14 protein-coding genes are annotated in these 15,590 nt (G+C 68.9%); 4 read left to right on the top strand and 10 right to left on the bottom strand.

Translation table 11 applies throughout. The annotated features are described in order from the left end of the window. Window positions 1-54: 54 nt before the first annotated feature. Complete coding sequence (locus ROA7023_RS01095) at window positions 55-1,011, bottom strand: NAD(P)-dependent alcohol dehydrogenase (RefSeq protein ID WP_085877149.1); 957 nt, start codon at window positions 1,009-1,011, stop codon at window positions 55-57. 68 nt (window positions 1,012-1,079) lie between these two features. Next, entirely contained in the window at window positions 1,080-1,715 is a 636-nt protein-coding gene (locus ROA7023_RS01090; protein WP_085877148.1) for an invasion associated locus B family protein, read from the bottom strand. A gap of 369 nt (window positions 1,716-2,084) precedes the next feature. On the opposite strand from ROA7023_RS01090, the gene ROA7023_RS01085 reads away from it, so the two are divergent. After that, window positions 2,085-3,626, top strand: a complete 1,542-nt coding sequence (locus tag ROA7023_RS01085; protein WP_085877147.1) for a helicase HerA-like domain-containing protein — start codon at window positions 2,085-2,087, stop codon at window positions 3,624-3,626. A 25-nt stretch (window positions 3,627-3,651) separates the two neighbouring features. Here the strand turns inward: ROA7023_RS01085 and ROA7023_RS01080 are convergent, their stop codons facing one another. From ROA7023_RS01080 to ROA7023_RS24715, 4 genes are read right to left on the bottom strand one after another with little or no spacing between them, the layout of a single operon-like run. After that, window positions 3,652-4,959, bottom strand: a complete 1,308-nt coding sequence (locus tag ROA7023_RS01080) for an HlyC/CorC family transporter (RefSeq protein WP_085877146.1) — start codon at window positions 4,957-4,959, stop codon at window positions 3,652-3,654. 51 nt (window positions 4,960-5,010) lie between these two features. Continuing rightward, window positions 5,011-5,952 (bottom strand): site-specific tyrosine recombinase XerD, encoded by a 942-nt coding sequence (locus tag ROA7023_RS01075; RefSeq protein WP_085877145.1) that lies wholly within the window; start codon window positions 5,950-5,952, stop codon window positions 5,011-5,013. Continuing rightward, window positions 5,949-7,529: a hypothetical protein gene (locus ROA7023_RS01070; protein WP_085877144.1), complete on the bottom strand. Its 1,581-nt coding sequence runs from the start codon at window positions 7,527-7,529 to the stop codon at window positions 5,949-5,951. Before ROA7023_RS01070 ends, ROA7023_RS01075 begins: the two co-directional genes overlap by 4 nt. Then, window positions 7,526-7,684 (bottom strand): hypothetical protein, encoded by a 159-nt coding sequence (locus ROA7023_RS24715; protein WP_200812435.1) that lies wholly within the window; start codon window positions 7,682-7,684, stop codon window positions 7,526-7,528. Before ROA7023_RS24715 ends, ROA7023_RS01070 begins: the two co-directional genes overlap by 4 nt. A 180-nt stretch (window positions 7,685-7,864) precedes the next feature. Between ROA7023_RS24715 and ROA7023_RS01065 the strand changes: the two genes are divergently transcribed. Continuing rightward, on the top strand, window positions 7,865-8,455 hold the full coding sequence (locus ROA7023_RS01065) for a shikimate kinase (RefSeq protein ID WP_085877143.1): 591 nt from the start codon (window positions 7,865-7,867) through the stop codon (window positions 8,453-8,455). Beyond that, window positions 8,448-9,578 carry a 3-dehydroquinate synthase gene (gene aroB / locus ROA7023_RS01060; RefSeq protein WP_085877142.1) on the top strand — a complete coding sequence of 377 codons (1,131 nt, stop codon included), beginning with the start codon at window positions 8,448-8,450 and terminating at the stop codon, window positions 9,576-9,578. Before ROA7023_RS01065 ends, aroB begins: the two co-directional genes overlap by 8 nt. Window positions 9,579-9,677: 99 nt before the next feature. Here aroB and ssb read toward each other — a convergent pair whose 3' ends face one another. Continuing rightward, a complete protein-coding gene (ssb, locus tag ROA7023_RS01055) occupies window positions 9,678-10,214 on the bottom strand; it encodes a single-stranded DNA-binding protein (RefSeq protein ID WP_085877141.1) in 537 nt (178 codons plus the stop codon). A gap of 157 nt (window positions 10,215-10,371) precedes the next feature. Between ssb and ROA7023_RS01050 the strand changes: the two genes are divergently transcribed. Next, a complete protein-coding gene (locus ROA7023_RS01050) occupies window positions 10,372-10,965 on the top strand; it encodes a lytic transglycosylase domain-containing protein (protein WP_085877140.1) in 594 nt (197 codons plus the stop codon). A gap of 40 nt (window positions 10,966-11,005) precedes the next feature. On the opposite strand, the gene ROA7023_RS01045 is transcribed toward ROA7023_RS01050, so the two are convergent. The 3 genes from ROA7023_RS01045 to ROA7023_RS01035 all read right to left on the bottom strand — a co-directional run bounded on the left by ROA7023_RS01045 (window position 11,006) and on the right by ROA7023_RS01035 (window position 15,587). Continuing rightward, the gene (locus ROA7023_RS01045; protein WP_085877139.1) at window positions 11,006-11,845 is read right to left on the bottom strand and encodes a DUF1206 domain-containing protein; all 840 of its coding nucleotides are present in this window, start codon (window positions 11,843-11,845) and stop codon (window positions 11,006-11,008) included. A gap of 81 nt (window positions 11,846-11,926) precedes the next feature. After that, the gene (locus ROA7023_RS01040) at window positions 11,927-14,008 is read right to left on the bottom strand and encodes a dipeptide ABC transporter ATP-binding protein (RefSeq protein ID WP_085877138.1); all 2,082 of its coding nucleotides are present in this window, start codon (window positions 14,006-14,008) and stop codon (window positions 11,927-11,929) included. 124 nt (window positions 14,009-14,132) lie between these two features. Continuing rightward, window positions 14,133-15,587 carry an ABC transporter permease gene (locus ROA7023_RS01035; protein ID WP_085877137.1) on the bottom strand — a complete coding sequence of 485 codons (1,455 nt, stop codon included), beginning with the start codon at window positions 15,585-15,587 and terminating at the stop codon, window positions 14,133-14,135. Window positions 15,588-15,590 lie beyond the last annotated feature (3 nt).

Here is a 15,590-nt window from a genome sequence, read left to right as displayed (position 1 = left end):
CGCACCTCATGTCTCGGGGTCCGGGCTGCGCCCCGACCCCTCGGGCCGCCCGGCTCAGACCATCCGCACGACGATCTTGCCGACGCTCTCGCCGCCGCGGAGGCGGGCGAAGGCGGCGGGGGTGTCCTCGAACGGGAAGGTGCTGTCGATCGGGGGGCCGGGCTCGTGGCGCAGCAGGCGGTCGGTGAGGCCGTGCAGGACGCTCTGCCTTTGCTGCAGGGCCATGATTCCGATGGACCGGGTGTCCGTCAGCGTGATGAGGGGGCCGAGGAGGCCGCAGCCGAGCATTGCCCCCAGGTGCCCCCCGACGATCCGGTAGCGTCCGCGCGGTGCCAGGGCCCGGGCGATGGCAACGCTGCTGCGGGTCCCGAAGAGATCCAGGATGTGATCGTAGCGCTGGCCGTTTCGGGTGAAATCCTCGGCGGTGCAGTCAATGGTATGGGCCGCCCCGAGCTTGCGCAGCCCGGCGAGCTTTCCGGGCTTGTCCACGGCCGTCACCTCGGCGCCGGCCCGCGCGGTCAGGGTGACCGCGTGGGCGCCCGCGCTGCCGCCGGCGCCGTTGATCAGCACGCGTTGGCCGGCCTCGATCCGTTCCGTGCCCTGGACAGCGATCGCGCCGCTTTGGGGCAGGGAGGCCGCGACGACCGGAGAGAGTGCCTCGGGCCGTCGCACCAGCAGGGTTTCGGGCACGGCAACCTTTTCGGCCAGGCCGCCGAGAAGGGTCAGGATATCCGCGAGCACGGCGTCATCGGGTGCGAACGCCCGTGCCGCGGCGCCGCAGGCCTCGACGCGGCCGGTGATGTCCGAACCCAGGATCCGTTTGCGCGGCGCCCGCAAGCCATTGAGCCGGGCATAGGCCGGCCGGCCGGTGAGATATTCCCAGTCCGATCCGTTGAGGCCCACCGCCTCGATCCGAATGAGCACCTGGTTGGCCTTTGGCACGGGGTCCGGCAGCTCTTCGAGCCTCAGCCCGTCCGGGCCGCCGTAGCGGTCGTAGACCCAGGCCCTCATGACGCGGCCGCGTCCGCGCGGCCGCGGAGGCGGCGGCGCGGAGCCTGGAGCGGATCGTTCAACGCGTGCTACTCGGTCGCGGCGTCGTAGCCGGCGGTGAAGCCCGAAAGCGAGACGGCCAGGGTGACCTGCTGATCGGGCGCCGCCGCGGGCACCAGCCGCAGCTGGGCGGCGACCCCGCGCTTGAACTGGTTCACCTGCTCGTCCGTGAACCCGATCTGGGCGACGCAGCCCGCGCGGTTGCAGAACCGGAACGGATAGCGCCGCGCCGCGCTGCCGTCGACCGACAGCACCAGCTGTTCGGTCAGCAGCGTCTCGAGCGGGGCCACGATGGTGGCGCCCGCCGCGGCCTCGTTGCCGGGGGGGAGGGGGACCATGCTGATCTCTGCGACCTCGTTGCCATCGGCGTCGCGCAGAAGCTGGTAGAGCTCGCACGGGTCCGGCTGGCCCTCGGGTGCGCGGATGCAGCGCAGCGACCAATCCTCGAAGGTTTCGCGGAAGTAGGGCTGACCCACGACCGGGCCATCGGCCTCGATCGGCTCGCCCAGATCAAGGTCGGGCGCTGTGCCGTCGGGGGCACCGGGCTCGGCCTGTTCGGTCGGGGCGGCGTCCTGGGTGGCGGCCTCGTCCTGCGCCAGGGCGGGCAGGATGCCCAGGCCCGAGACAATCAGCGCGAGGAGGGGAAGTGTCGATGTTTTGAGCATGAAGGTCCGTCCATCCTGTTTGGTCAGGTCTCTAGCATGATGGTCAAGGCCTGTCAGGAGCAAATCAAATGACTGCGCAAGCAGGGCCCAAGCCCCTTTGCGGCAAAGAAAAAGGGCCCTCACGGACCCTTCTCCCATTTTCTCCCTGTCGGACTTGGCCGACTTATGAGCGAACGGTATCCGCGCCCGAGCCACGCGTCAACAGCCGAAATCGGCGGAAAAAAGCCGCGCCCGGGGGCGCGGCAAGTCTGACAGGGAGGAAGCCATTCCAGCCCAGGGAGAGCGGGGAATGACATCCAAGATACTGGCACAAAAGGGTTAAGGATGTATTCTGCACCGGAACGCGCAACGGCAGGAACAGGCAACGGCATGGCAACGAGCATTTTCATCGGCGGTGGCGGGCCAGATTACGGGGCGCCGCAAGAGCTCTTGCTGGAATACGCGAACCGCCACGGGCTGATCGCGGGCGCCACGGGCACCGGCAAGACAGTGACGCTGCAGATCCTGGCCGAGGGCTTTTCGGCCAACGGCGTGCCGGTGTTCCTGTCCGATGTGAAGGGCGATCTGTCGGGGCTGGCCAAGTCGGGATCGGCCGCCTTCAAGCTGCACGAGGCGTTCACGGCGCGGGCCGGGACCATCGGTCTTGACCTGGTCTATGACAAGTCGCCGGTGACGTTCTGGGATCTCTTCGGGGCGCAGGGCCATCCGGTCCGCACCACGGTGTCCGAAATGGGGCCGCTGCTGCTTGCGCGGCTTCTGGCCCTCACGGATGTGCAGGAGGGCGTGCTGAACGTCGCCTTCCGCGTGGCGGACGAGCAGGGGCTGCCGCTCCTGGATCTCGAGGACCTGCAGGCGCTGCTGGTCTGGGTCGGGCAGAACCAGGACGAGCTGTCGATCCGCTACGGCAATGTCGCCACCGCGTCGGTGGGCGCGATCCAGCGGGCGCTTCTGGTGCTGGAAAACCAGGGCGGCGCCGCGCTTTTCGGCGAGCCGGCGCTGGAGCTGGCGGACATGATGGACACCGATCCCGCGGGACGGGGCCGGATCAACATCCTCGCGGCCGATACGCTGATGCAATCGCCCAAGCTCTACGCGACCTTCCTGCTGTGGCTGCTGTCGGAATTGTTCGAGACGCTGCCCGAGGTCGGCAACCCGGACAAGCCCAAGCTGGTGTTCTTCTTCGACGAGGCGCACCTGCTGTTCGACGATGCCCCCAAGGCGCTGACCGACAAGGTGGAACAGGTGGCCCGGCTGATCCGGTCCAAGGGGGTGGGGGTGTTCTTCGTCACCCAGAACCCGACGGACGTGCCCGAGGACGTGCTGGGCCAGCTCGGCAACAGGGTCCAGCACGCGCTGCGGGTGTTCACGGCGAAGGACCGCAAGGCGCTGAAGCTCGCCGCCGAGACCTATCGCGACAACCCGGCCTTCGACACTGCGCAGGCGATTTCCGAGGTCGGGACGGGCGAGGCGGTGACCTCGCTGCTGGAACGCAAGGGTGTGCCCGGCGTGGCGCAGCGCACGCTCATCCGGCCGCCGTCCTCGCATCTCGGCCCGATCACGCCGGAGGAACGGGCGGAGGTCATGGCAGCCTCGCCGCTGGGCGGAAAATACGACACCAAGGTCGATCGCGACTCCGCGGCCGAGATGCTCCGGCGTCGGGCCGAGGCGGCGGCACGGGGCGTGGATGCGGCCGAGGCGCAGCAGGCCGGGGTGCCGCACGAGGACCGTGAGTTCACCCATGGCCGCCGCTATGACGGCGCCCGCCGGTCGCCCCCGCGTGACGCGCCGCGGCCCGGGACCGGCACCCGCATCGGCGGCGCCATGGCCGATGCGCTCGTCAAGGAGCTGAAAGGCACCACCGGCCGGCGCATCGTGCGCGGCATCTTCGGGACGATCTTCAAGGGGCGCTAGGCTGCGCCGTTACGGCCCCCCGGGTTCAGTCGTCGGCGGGGCGGACCTTGAGCAGGGACAGGCGGTTCTCTTCCTTGCCGATCACCTCGAAGCGGAAGCCGTGGAAGGCAAAGACCTGGCCCTCGGTCGGGATCATCTGCGCCTCGTGGATCACGAGCCCGGCGATGGTATTGGCCTCCAGGTCCGGCAGGTCCCAGTCCAGCGCCCGGTTCAGGTCGCGGATCGTCGTGCCGCCGTCCACCATATAGGCGCCGTCCTCGGTGCGCTCGAAATGGTTCTCTTCCTCCATGTCGAATTCGTCGGTGATCTCGCCCACGATCTCTTCGAGGATGTCCTCGAGCGTGATCAGCCCCTGCAACGTGCCGTATTCGTCCACCACGAGGGCGAAATGGGTGTGCCGCTTGAGGAACTCGCGCATCTGGTCGTCGAGCGTCGTGGTCTCGGGCACGAAATAGGGCTCCATCGCGACGCTCATCACGTCGAAATGGGCCAGCTCTTCGGCGGTGACCTCGCCGTCCTCGGCCAGGCGGTGCATGGCGCGCAGAAGCTCCTTGGCGTGCAGGACGCCGACGATGTTCTCATGGTCCTCGCGGAACAGCGGCAGCCGGGTGTGCTGGCTGTCGAGGCAGCGGCGCAGGATCTCGCGCGGGGGCAGGTCGGCGTCGATCATCTCGATGCCGGAGCGGTGGAGCATGATCTCTTCGACGAAACGGTCGCCGAGGTCGAGCGCCCCGAGGATCCGGTCGCGGTCCTCTTTCTCGACCACCCCTTCGGAGCGGCCGATCGAGAGGGCGCCGGCGATTTCCTCGCGGAAGGCCAGCAGGTGGGCGTCGGGGTCGGTCCTGATGCCGAAAAGCCGCAGCACCCCGCGCACCAGAAGGCGCACGAAAGACACGATCGGCGCGAAGATCTTCACCACCAGCGCGATGGGCCGCGCGACCGCCGAGGCGGCGGATTCGGGGTTGGTGATCGCATAGGTCTTGGGCAACACCTCGGCGAAAACAAGCACAAGTGCCGTCATCACCAGCGTCGCCATCGCCACGCCGTTGTCGCCGAACACCCGGGTGAAGAGGGCGGTCGCGAGCGACGTGGCCAGGATGTTGACCAGGTTGTTGCCCAGCAGGACGGAGCCGATCAGCCGCTCGTTGTCCTCGGTGATGACCAGCGCCCGCTCGGCGCCCTTGCTGCCCCGGTCCGCGGCCGAGCGGAGCTTGCCGCGCGAGGCGGCGGTCAGCGCGGTCTCGGAGCCCGAGAAGAAGCCCGAGAGCACGAGAAGGAAAAGGATCGCGCCGGAAGTGATCCAGAAGGCGCCGTCGAATGAAGCGGGGTCCATGATACTCTACTGATGAGGTTCGGGCGGTTATGGGGCCGAAGCCCGCGTGGTTCAAGACGTCCCGCCATCCTTGACCAGCGGGTGATGCATCAGCACCAGATCCTTGAGCCGCTGGTCCAGCACGTGGGTGTAGATCTCGGTCGTGCCCACGTCGGCATGGCCCAGCAGCGTCTGGATCGAGCGCAGGTCCGCGCCGCCGGCAAGCAGGTGCGTGGCGAAGGCGTGGCGCAGGGTGTGCGGCGTCACCTTGTCCGGAGAGACGCCGGCCAGCACCGCGATCTCCTTGATCAGCGTGAAGAAGCGGTGGCGGGTCAGGTGCCCCGCCTTGGAGCGTGACGGGAACAGAAAGCGCGACGGCGGCCGCCCGGACATGCGGGCGATGTCCTCGTCCGCGTCGCGGGCCAGCAGCCAGTCGGCGGTCGCCTCGCGGGCGCCGTCGGACAGGGGCACCATCCGTTCCTTGCCGCCCTTGCCCCGCACCAGCAGCATCCGCGGGTCGCCCCGCGCGGCCGAGACGGGCAGCGAGACAAGCTCGGTCACCCGCATCCCCGTGGCATAGAGCAGCTCCATCAGGCAGGTGTTGCGCAGCGGGTCCGAGGTGCTGCCCGCGGCGGCCAGAAGCCGGTCGACCTCGTCCACCTCCAGGGTCTTGGGCAGGCGCTTTTCCCGGCCCGGCCCTGCGATGCGGATCGCGGGGTTCTGCTCGCGCCAGCCTTCCTCGAACGCGAAGCGGTAGATCTGCTTGATCGCCGAGAGCCGCCGCGCCCGGGTCGAGCGGGCCAGCCCCTGCGCCTCGCAATGGATCAGGTAGCCTTCGACATCGTCCTGGCTGGCCGTCGCGAAATGGAGCTGTCGCCCGCCCAGCCAATCGGCGAAATCCTTCAGATCCCGGCCGTAGGCAAGCTGGGTGTTGGTGGCGGCGTCGAGCTCCGCCGCCTGGGCCTCCAGGAACGCCTGGATCCAGTGGCCCATGGGCCGGTCGGCGGCGCTCATGGCGCCCGTTCCAGGATGATCAGTTGCAGCGCCGCCCGCCGGGCCGTGTCCTCGAGCCCGACCGCGCGGAAGAACGCCAGCGCCTCGGTCAGCGCACCGGGATCGCCCGCGACCCCGGAATCAAAGAGGGCGATCGCGCGCAGGATCGCCTCGCCCAGCCGGTCTTCGGCGACCATGCCGGCCAACCGCTCGGGCGGCGGCGCACCGGCGAGCGCCGTGTGGATCGCCAGCGCGGGCTGGCTTTGCGGCGCGGGCTCCGGCGGCTGGCCCAGGGCGATCTGGGCCAGCATCGCCTCTTCGGCATTGGCCGGCGTGTGGTCGAGCGCGATCTCTTCATAGGAATCGCTCAGCAACCCGATCCGGTAGGCGAGCCCCTCCGCGCGGCCCTCGAGGGGCAGGGCGGCCAGTTCTGCGGCGAAGAGGCGGGCAAAGGCGGTCTCGGTCCGGGCGGCCTTCATCGCGTCCCAGGCGGGCCCGAGGGCGGCCGCGACATCCTCGGCACGGCCGGTCTGAAGCGCGTCGTCGAAGGCCTGGATCGCCTCGGCCCGGTCCCAGACGCTGCCCGACGCCGCCGGCTGGCGCAGGGTATAGAGATCGAGCAGCACGGTATCGTCGATGGCCCCGACCCGGGCCAACCGCTCGGCCGCCTCGAGACGGGCCTTCCAGCCGGTGATCGGCCGCAGGTCGGCATGGGCGAAGGCGCGGGGCAGGCCGACGGTCGAGAGCGATTCGCCGATGCCCTCGCGCAGCCGGAAGCCAAGCGGTGTCGGTCGCTCGGGCACGGTCAGCGGCGGCAGGCCTTGAAACAGCTCGGGGTCCAGGAACCGCGCCAGAAGCGCCTCCTCGGCCGGAGAGACGTCGCCCAGCACCCGTGCGGTGTTCAGCGTCAGCGCCGCCGCCGGCCAATCGCCGATATGGGCGAGGCAGAAGATCCGGGCCGAGAGGGTCGGCGCCAGTTCCGGGCGCTCGTCCATCAGCCGGCAGGCCCGCGTCTCGCGTCCGGTCAGCAGCGCCACGTCGAGGTAGCGGCGGAACAGCGGCGGGCTGTCGGGGTCCGAGGCGTCGAGCATCTCCCACGCCGGGTCCAGTGCGCCAAGATCGAGCAGCTTGTCTATCCGCGCGAGAAACAGCGTGCCATCCGGCCCGGCCGTGCGCGGCGGGTCGGCCTCGGCCAGCAGCAGCATCCGCATAAGGTCGCGCATCGCCGGCAGGGTCTCGATCAGTTCGGCGGCGATGAGGGTCGCGACCACGGTTTCGTCCGACCCCGCCCAGAGCGTGCGCGGCAGGCCCGTCACGCTGGACGGCAGCAGGCCGATCGGGTCCGGCGAGGCCGCACCGAGGGGCATCACCGTGACCTGCGGCGCGGTGGCGTCGGTGGCCACGGGGGCTTCGTCGATGCCGGTGGTGACCCGGCCCCGGCCCTGGCCGATGGCCAGCGGGTCGGGGGCCCGGACGCTTTCGGACAGCCAGTCGATCGCCGACAGGGGCCGGCCGGTCGGATCCGGGGGGGGCGGGGCCTCCTGAGCGAGGCCCGGCGCAGCGATCGCCAGGGCCAGGCTGACGAGCAGTGCTCTCACGGCTGCGGCTCCAGCGTCACGGGCAGGACGATCTCGGATTGCTGCGGGTCGAAATCGTCGGGGAAGAACACCGGCCCGACATAGGCGTAGCCCACCAGGGCGATGCCGCCCAGGATCAGAATCACGAATAGGAACTTGATCAATCGCCAAAGCATCGTCGCCTGCTCTCGTTTCCCCCAAACCCGGTTCGGGACCTGCCTTCCGGGCACATCTCGCCCCGGTTCGGTTCGACTTATATATGGCCTTTCGGCAGAGTTCACGCCAAAGAGGAGCGAAATTCCGGCAACGGGCGGTGGGATGCCGACCGGGGCCACGGGGGGCGGATGCGAAAGGACATGGCAGAGCAACAGGATAGCGGCGTATCGCGGAGCAGGCCGGGCGGACGGCTGCGCAAGACGGTGACCCTGGTGGGGATGATGGGATCGGGCAAGACGGCCATCGGAAAGGCGCTTGCCGCCCGGTTGTCTATGCCGTTCGTCGATTCGGATCACGAGATCGAGGCCGCCGCGGCCGCCACCATCGCCGAGATCTTCGCCCGCGACGGAGAGCCGTTCTTTCGCGACCGCGAGGCCGAGGTGATCGCCCGCCTGCTGCGGGCCGAGCCCGCGGTGCTGTCGACCGGGGGCGGCGCCTTTCTGGCCGAGCGCAACCGCCGCGCGATCTCGGAGGCCGGCGTGGCGCTCTGGCTCGATGCCGATGTGGATCTTCTGTGGGAACGGGTGCGCCACAAGCAGACCCGCCCGCTGCTGCGCACCGCCGACCCGCGCCGGACCCTGGTCGAGATCTACGAGGCGCGTGTGCCGATCTATCGGCTCGCCGACCTTTCGGTGAAGGCCGATCCGAAATATTCCATCGAGGAGATGACCGATGCCGTTGTCCGGGCTCTCGCCGGGCGGCCGGACGTGCTGGAGAGTGACGATGCATGACGGTGCCGACCACCAGATAGAGACGGTTCGCGTCGACCTGCCGGGGCGGGCCTATGAGGTCCGGATCGGTCCCGGGCTGCTGGCCCGGGCGGGCGCCGAGATCGCGCCGCTTCTGCGCCGCCCCCGGGTCGCGGTCCTGACCGAGGACCGGGTCGCCGCCGCGCATCTGGAGGGATTGCGCGACGGGCTGTCAGCGGCCGGCATAGAGATGACCGCCCTCGCCCTGCCTCCCGGGGAGGCCACGAAGGGCTGGCCGCAGTTCACCCGCGCGGTGGAATGGCTGCTGTCGGAACGCGTCGAGCGGGGCGACCTGGTCGTGGCCTTCGGCGGCGGCGTGATCGGGGACCTCGCGGGCTTTGCCGCGGCCGTGGTCCGGCGCGGCGTGCGCTTCGTGCAGATCCCCACGACCCTTCTGGCGCAGGTCGACAGCTCGGTTGGCGGCAAGACCGGGATCAACGCGCCCCAGGGCAAGAACCTGGTCGGCGCCTTTCACCAGCCGGTGCGGGTCCTGGCCGACACCGACCTGCTGGCGACCCTGCCGGACCGCGACTTCCTGGCCGGCTACGGCGAGGTGGTGAAATACGGCCTGCTGGGTGATCCCGCCTTCTTCGACTGGCTGGAGCAGACCGGCCCGGAGCTGCGCCGGGACCGGGCCGCCTGCGTACGCGCGGTGCGCCGCTCGGTCGAGATGAAGGCCGAGATCGTCGTGCGGGACGAGACCGAGCAGGGCGACCGGGCGCTGCTGAACCTCGGCCACACCTTCTGTCACGCGCTGGAGGCCGCCACGGGCTATTCCGACCGGCTGCTGCACGGCGAGGGGGTCGCGATCGGCTGCGGGCTGGCGTTCGAGCTGTCGGCCCGGCTTGGTCTTTGTTCGCAAGAAGAGCCAAGCCGCGTGCGGGCCCATCTCAAGGCGATGGGCATGAAGGCGGACCTTTCGGATATTCCCGGAGAGCTGCCGGGCCCCGAGGCGCTGCTGTCGCTGATGGGTCAGGACAAGAAGGTGGTCGACGGCCGGCTGAACTTCATTCTGGCCCGCGCCATCGGGGAGGCCTTCGTGACCTCGGACGTGCCGCCCGAGGCGGTCCTGTCGCTTCTGGGCGACCGGCTCTCGGCGCGCTGACCCCGCCTCGGCGGGGCCGCGCTTGCGTCTCGGCCGGCCTGGGCCCTCGCGGGGGTGTCGGTTTGCGCCGCGAGGGTCAGAGCCTCGCGTGGGCGCGGATCAGAACGGGATCTCGTCGTCGATATCGCCGCCGCTGCCGTAGCCGCCACCGCTGCCGCCATCCGAAGGGCCGCCGCCCGAGGACGGGCCACCGTAGCCGCCGCCGCCCGAGCCGTAGCCACCGCCACGGTCATCGCTGTAGCCGCCGCCACCGCCCGCGCCACCGCCCGCGCCACCGCCTTCGCCGCGCCCGTCGAGCATCGTCAAGGTCGAGGTATAGGGCCGCAGCACCACCTCGGTCGAATAGCGGTCGGCGCCCGATTGATCCTGCCATTTGCGGGTCTCGAGCTGGCCCTCGATATAGACCTTGGAGCCCTTGCGCAGATATTGCTCGGCCACCCGGGCCAGCGGTTCCGAGAAGATGGCGACCGAATGCCACTCGGTCTTCTCGCGCCGCTCGCCGGTATTGCGGTCCTTCCAGTTCTCGGACGTGGCGATGCGCAGGTTGCAGACCTTGCCGCCGTTCTGGAAGGTCCGGACCTCGGGATCGCGGCCCAGATTGCCGATAAGGATCACCTTGTTCACGCTGCCAGCCATCGTCTGCTCCCTGTCCTGATCGTGTTGTTCCGGTCGAATCGTTGCCGCAGACTAGGGTCCCACGGCCACGGTTAACAGGCCATTTACCCTGACGGGCTAGCCTAATTGGCAAACTCGGGTAAGGTGGCCGCCGGAGCGATGCGCGAAGGGGTCGAAGATGCGGAGATTGATCGGAGTGTCACTGGTGGCAATTGTCTCGGCTGCCCCGCTGGCCGCCCAGACCCTGTCGTCGTCGAACCGCTCGGCACTGTCGCGCTCGCAGCTCGACGTGCTCGACGGCCGGGCGGCGCAGCAATATTCCGATTCCGTGCGTCTGCAGCCCAACGCCATCATCGTGCCGGGCTCGCCCGCCGCCGAAGGGGTGAATGGCGCCTATTCGGGCCGCTACCGGGGGCCGCTGCTGAACGTCGCCCGCAGTGCCGCGCGGCGCCACGGCGTGCCCGAAGAGCTGTTCCTGCGGCTGGTCCACCAGGAGAGCCGGTGGAACGCGCGCGCGGTGTCCCACAAGGGCGCGATCGGTCTTGCTCAGTTGATGCCCGACACCGCCCGGTCCCTTGGCGTGAACCCCAACGATCCGGCCGAGAACCTCGAGGGCGGGGCGCGGTATCTGCGGATGCAATACAACACGTTCCGGTCCTGGCGGTTGGCTCTGGCGGCCTACAATGCCGGGCCGGGCGCCGTGCAGCAATACGGCGGCATCCCGCCCTATCGCGAGACCCAGAACTATGTCCGGGTCATCCTGGGTGGCTGACGGCCCTTTGCGCCGGGCGGTCTAGCCCTGTCCCTGTGGTCTAGCCCTGTGCCGCGGCCTTCAGCTTGCGGCCGAGCGTGACCATGTCGTCACCAGCCACTTTCGGGATGATCCTGTAGGCGGCGTTGACGAAACAGAAGACGGCAAACCCGAGCAGTCCCACGCACAGAAGCGTTACGAGGATCTGGCCGAAGGGCTGGCGCGACAGGAATTCGAACGCGCGGCCGAGGCCGCCCGCCTCGGAGGGATCGGCCCGAAGGGCCGCGACCAGGAAGAAGCCGCCGATGATCGAAACCACCACGCCCTGCGCCGCGACCCCGGCCTTGAGCACCGGGTTGAAGCGGACCGTGAACCGCGCCCCGCGCAGGTGGTCGCGGTAATTCTCGCTCCAGGCCTTGTGAAGGTAATAGATCCCGGCACCGAGCACCGCGAGACCCGCCAGCCCGACCAGCCAGCGGCCCATCGGCTGGGCCATCGCCTTCGACGTCGCCTCGACGATCGAGCCGCCGCCGCCCGAGGCCGCACCGATCCAGATCGACAGGGCCAGCAGGCCGAGCGCACCGTGGATCAGGCCGGTGACGACCATGCCGGTCCGGGCCACGGCGCCCTTGCCGCCCGACCCGTAGGCCTCCAGGTCCCAGATCGCGTCGACCAGACGCCAGATCATGTAGGCCAGCAGACCGAGGAAGATCAGGCCCAGCACGGGCCCGCCCCAGGGGGAGGCGGCGAGTTGCTGGAGGGCGGTGCCGGTGCCCTCGGCCTGGCCGCCGCGCCAGACCGCCCAGAGGGCGAATCCCGCCACCACAAGATAGGTCAGTCCGCGGCCGGCATAGCCGGTGCGCATGATCGGTTTCGTCCAGGACAGGTCTGTATCGGGCATTGCGGGCTCTCCTTTGATCAAAGAGGCAATGCGTCACGCGGCCAAACGTTCCGGAAAGGCTCCGTTTGTCTTGGTGCCGGCCTATTCGGCGGCGATCTTGATCACGGGCTCCATGCTGTCGAAATCCCCGGCCGACAGGTGGCACTTGATCTGGTGACCGCCGGCGATGGTGACCTGCGGCGGCACCTGCGTTTCACACAAGCTGCCGGGCACTTTCGACTTCCAGCCGCAGCGGGTCTGGAACGGGCAGCCCGGGGGCGGGTTCATGGCCGAGGGAATGTCGCCCTCGAGCACGATGTGGCGCTTCTGGACGCTGGTGTCGGCGATCGGCACGGCGGACAGAAGCGCCTCGGTATAGGGGTGGTAGGGCGGGGCGAAGACCTGCTCGGTCGTGCCCAGCTCCACCACGTGGCCCAGATACATGACCATGACCCGGTCCGAGAGATAGCGGACGATCGAGAGGTCGTGGCTGATGAACAGGAGCGTGGTCTTGTGCTCGCGCTGGATGTCCATGAGCAGGTCGGTCACCGCCGCCTGGACCGAGACGTCGAGCGCCGAGACCGGCTCGTCGGCGACCACGATCCGGGCGTCGCCGGCAAACGCCCGGGCGATGCCCACGCGCTGTTTCTGGCCGCCCGACAATTGCCGCGGCATCCGGGTGGCGAAGGCGCGGGGCAGTTTCACAAGGTCCAGCAGCTCCAGCATCCGGGTGCGGCGGGCGTCCTGGGTGTCGCCCACGCCGAAGATCTCGAGCGCGCGGATGATCTGGCTGCCCACGGTCATCGAGGGGTTCAGCGTGTCGAACGGGTTCTGGAACACCATCTGGATGTCGGCGATGGTCTTGGTGTCGCGCGCCTCGATGGCGGTGTTCTGGATCGCGTTGTTGTCGAGCAGGATCTCGCCGTCGGTCGCCGTCTCCAACCCCATGAGGACCTTGGCGAGGGTGGATTTGCCGCAGCCGGATTCGCCGACGATGGCCAGGGTCTCGCTTTCGCGGGCCTCGAAGGAGAGCGTCTCGTTGGCCTTGACCACCTTGGTCTCGCCGCTGCCGAAAAGGGCGCTGGCGGCGACCTCGTAATACTTGCGCAGATTGTCGATCTTGAGGACGACCTTGCCCGGCTCGGGCTTGGCCTTGCCGGTGGTCACCTGGAGCGGCGCGTCCCAGTCGATCTTGTCGATCCTGACGCAGCGGGTGGCGTGGCGGTCCTCGCCGGCGATGCCGACCATGGGGATCTCGCCCGCGTCACAGCGCCCGGCCTCGAAATAATCGCAGCGCGGGCCGAAGTTGCAGCCCGTGGGGCGCTCATGGGGCAGCGGGAAATTGCCCGGGATCGCCACCAGCGGCCGCGCGTTCTTGTCGGCGCCCGGCAGCGGGATCGAGCGGAACAGGGCCTGGGTGTAGGGGTGGCGCATCTTGTCGAAGACATCGTCGATGGAGCCGGTCTCCACGGCCTCGCCGGAATACATCACGCAGATCCGGTCGCAGGTCTCGAGCACCAGGCCGAGGTTGTGGCTGATGAACAGCATCGAGGTGCCGTATTTCTTGCCCAGATCCTTGACCAGGTCGACCACGGCCGCCTCGACCGTCACGTCGAGCGCGGTGGTCGGCTCGTCCAGGATCAGCAGCGAGGGGTTGGCCATCAGCGCCATGGCGATCACGATCCGCTGCTGCTGGCCGCCCGAAAGCTGGTGCGGGAAGGCCTTCAGGATCCGCTCGGGGTCGGGCAGCTTGACGTCGGTGACCACTTCGAGCGCCCGCTGGCGGGCCTCCTTCTCGGAGACGCCCTCGTGGATCATCGGCACTTCCATCAGTTGGCGGCCGATCCGCATCGCCGGGTTGAGCGAGGCCATGGGCTCCTGGTAGATCATCGCGATCTCGCGGCCGCGGATGCGGCGCAGCTCGTCCGGGGTCATGGCGTTCAGCTCCTGCCCCTTGAACTTGATAGAGCCGCCGACGATGCGCCCGTTGACCCCAAGGTCCTGCATCACCCCGAGCGCCACGGTCGACTTGCCGCAGCCGCTTTCGCCGACCAAGCCCATCGCCTCGCCGGGCTGGACGGTACAGGAGAAATCCATGACCGCCGGGATCTCGCGCAGGCGGGTGAAGAAGGAGATCGAGAGCTGGTCGATCTCGAGGATCGGTCCGTCATAGGTGTCGGTCATGGTCCCGGGCTCCTTCGGGGGGCGGCGATGGGGGGCTGCGGTGGGGTGCCGTGCGCGCGGCGGACCGGGGGCGCGGCCCCCGGACCCCCGGAGTTTTCGGCCAAGATGACGGGGGTGCTTCGCATCAGTCCTTCAGGCTTTCTTCGCGCAGGCCGTCGGCCAGTAGGTTCAGTCCCAGCACCATGGTCAGCAGGGCGGCGGCCGGCGGCAGGGCCGGGTGCGGGTAGATCGACAGCAGGCGCCGGCCCTCGTTGATCGTCGTGCCCCAGTCGGGGCTTTCGGGCGGCAGGCCCAGGCCGAAGAAGCCCAGGGTGCCCAGCAGGATCGTGGTGTAGCCGATGCGCAGGCAGAAATCGACGATCAGGGGCCCGCGGGCATTGGGCAGGATCTCCCACAGCATGATGTACCATGGGCCCTCGCCGCGGGTCTGGGCGGCGGCGACGTAGTCCCGCGTCTTGATGTCGAGCGCGAGGCCTCGGACGATGCGGAACACCGTGGGCGAGTTGACGAAGACCACCGAGACGAAGACCACGAGGATGCCGCTGGAGACGTCGAAGCCGTCGAGGAAGCCGGGCAGGACGTGGACTGGCGAGTCCACCTCGGAGACGAGCGAGAGGTAGAACCAGCCGGTGATGCCCAGCACCCCGATCAGCAGCGGCGTGCGCAGCGTCGGCCGGGTGTAGAAGCGCGAGTTCAGCAGGATCGCCAGGAACACGATGGGAAAGACGAAGAGGATCGAGGCCATGTAGTTCGGCAGGCCGGTCTCGATGATTTCGGGCGTCACCAGCAGGTAGAACAGAAGGATCACCGGGAAGGCGAGGATCAGGTTGGCCAGGAAAGACAGGATCGTGTCCAGCCGTCCGCCGTAATAGCCCGCGGGCAGGCCCAGGGTGATCCCGACCATGAACGCGAAGAGCGTCGCCAGCGGGGCGATCTGCATCACCACGACCGAGCCGTGGACCATGCGGCTGAAGACATCCCGCGCGAGGTTGTCGCCGCCCAGAAGGTAATGCGGGAACAGCCCCTCTTCGGCGGCGTCGGGCACGGGCATGCCGGGCACCTTGTTCTTGAGCTGCACGATCTGGGCCAGCGGATCGTGGGTGGCGATCAGGTCGAAGAGCCCCACGAAGATCGCCGTGAGCACCCAGAACATCACGAGGCCGAAGCCGATCATGCCGATCGTGCTGTCGAAGAGCTTGCCGTAGAGCCCCGTTTTCCGCTTGGTCGCGATCGAGACGCCGAAGATCAGCGCCAGCGACAGCCAGACCGGCGTGAACCGGGCCGAGACCGCGCCGATGATGCCCGCCTGGCCGTAGGGCATCACCATGCCGGCGACGATATAGGCCAGGATCACCGCGACCAGCGCCAGGATCAGCAGCGTCAGCGCCCGTTCGGCGACGCCGGCAAAGCCGGGGGTGGCCGCGATCGTGCCGTCGGGGTTCGATTGCAGGGTAGGCGCCGGGGTCGCGAAGCCCATGACGATCTGCACCAGGATGGCGACCACCAGGGCCGCGACCACCGCCAGCAGGATGGGGTTGAGGATGATCCCGATCGATCCGGTCCAGGTCAGCTGTTCCATGTC

This window comes from Roseisalinus antarcticus, from assembly GCF_900172355.1.
Taxonomy (GTDB): Bacteria; Pseudomonadota; Alphaproteobacteria; order Rhodobacterales; family Rhodobacteraceae; genus Oceanicola; species Oceanicola antarcticus_A.
The sequence above is the reverse complement of the archived record's forward strand: the minus strand, read 5'-3'. Positions and strand labels throughout refer to the sequence as shown.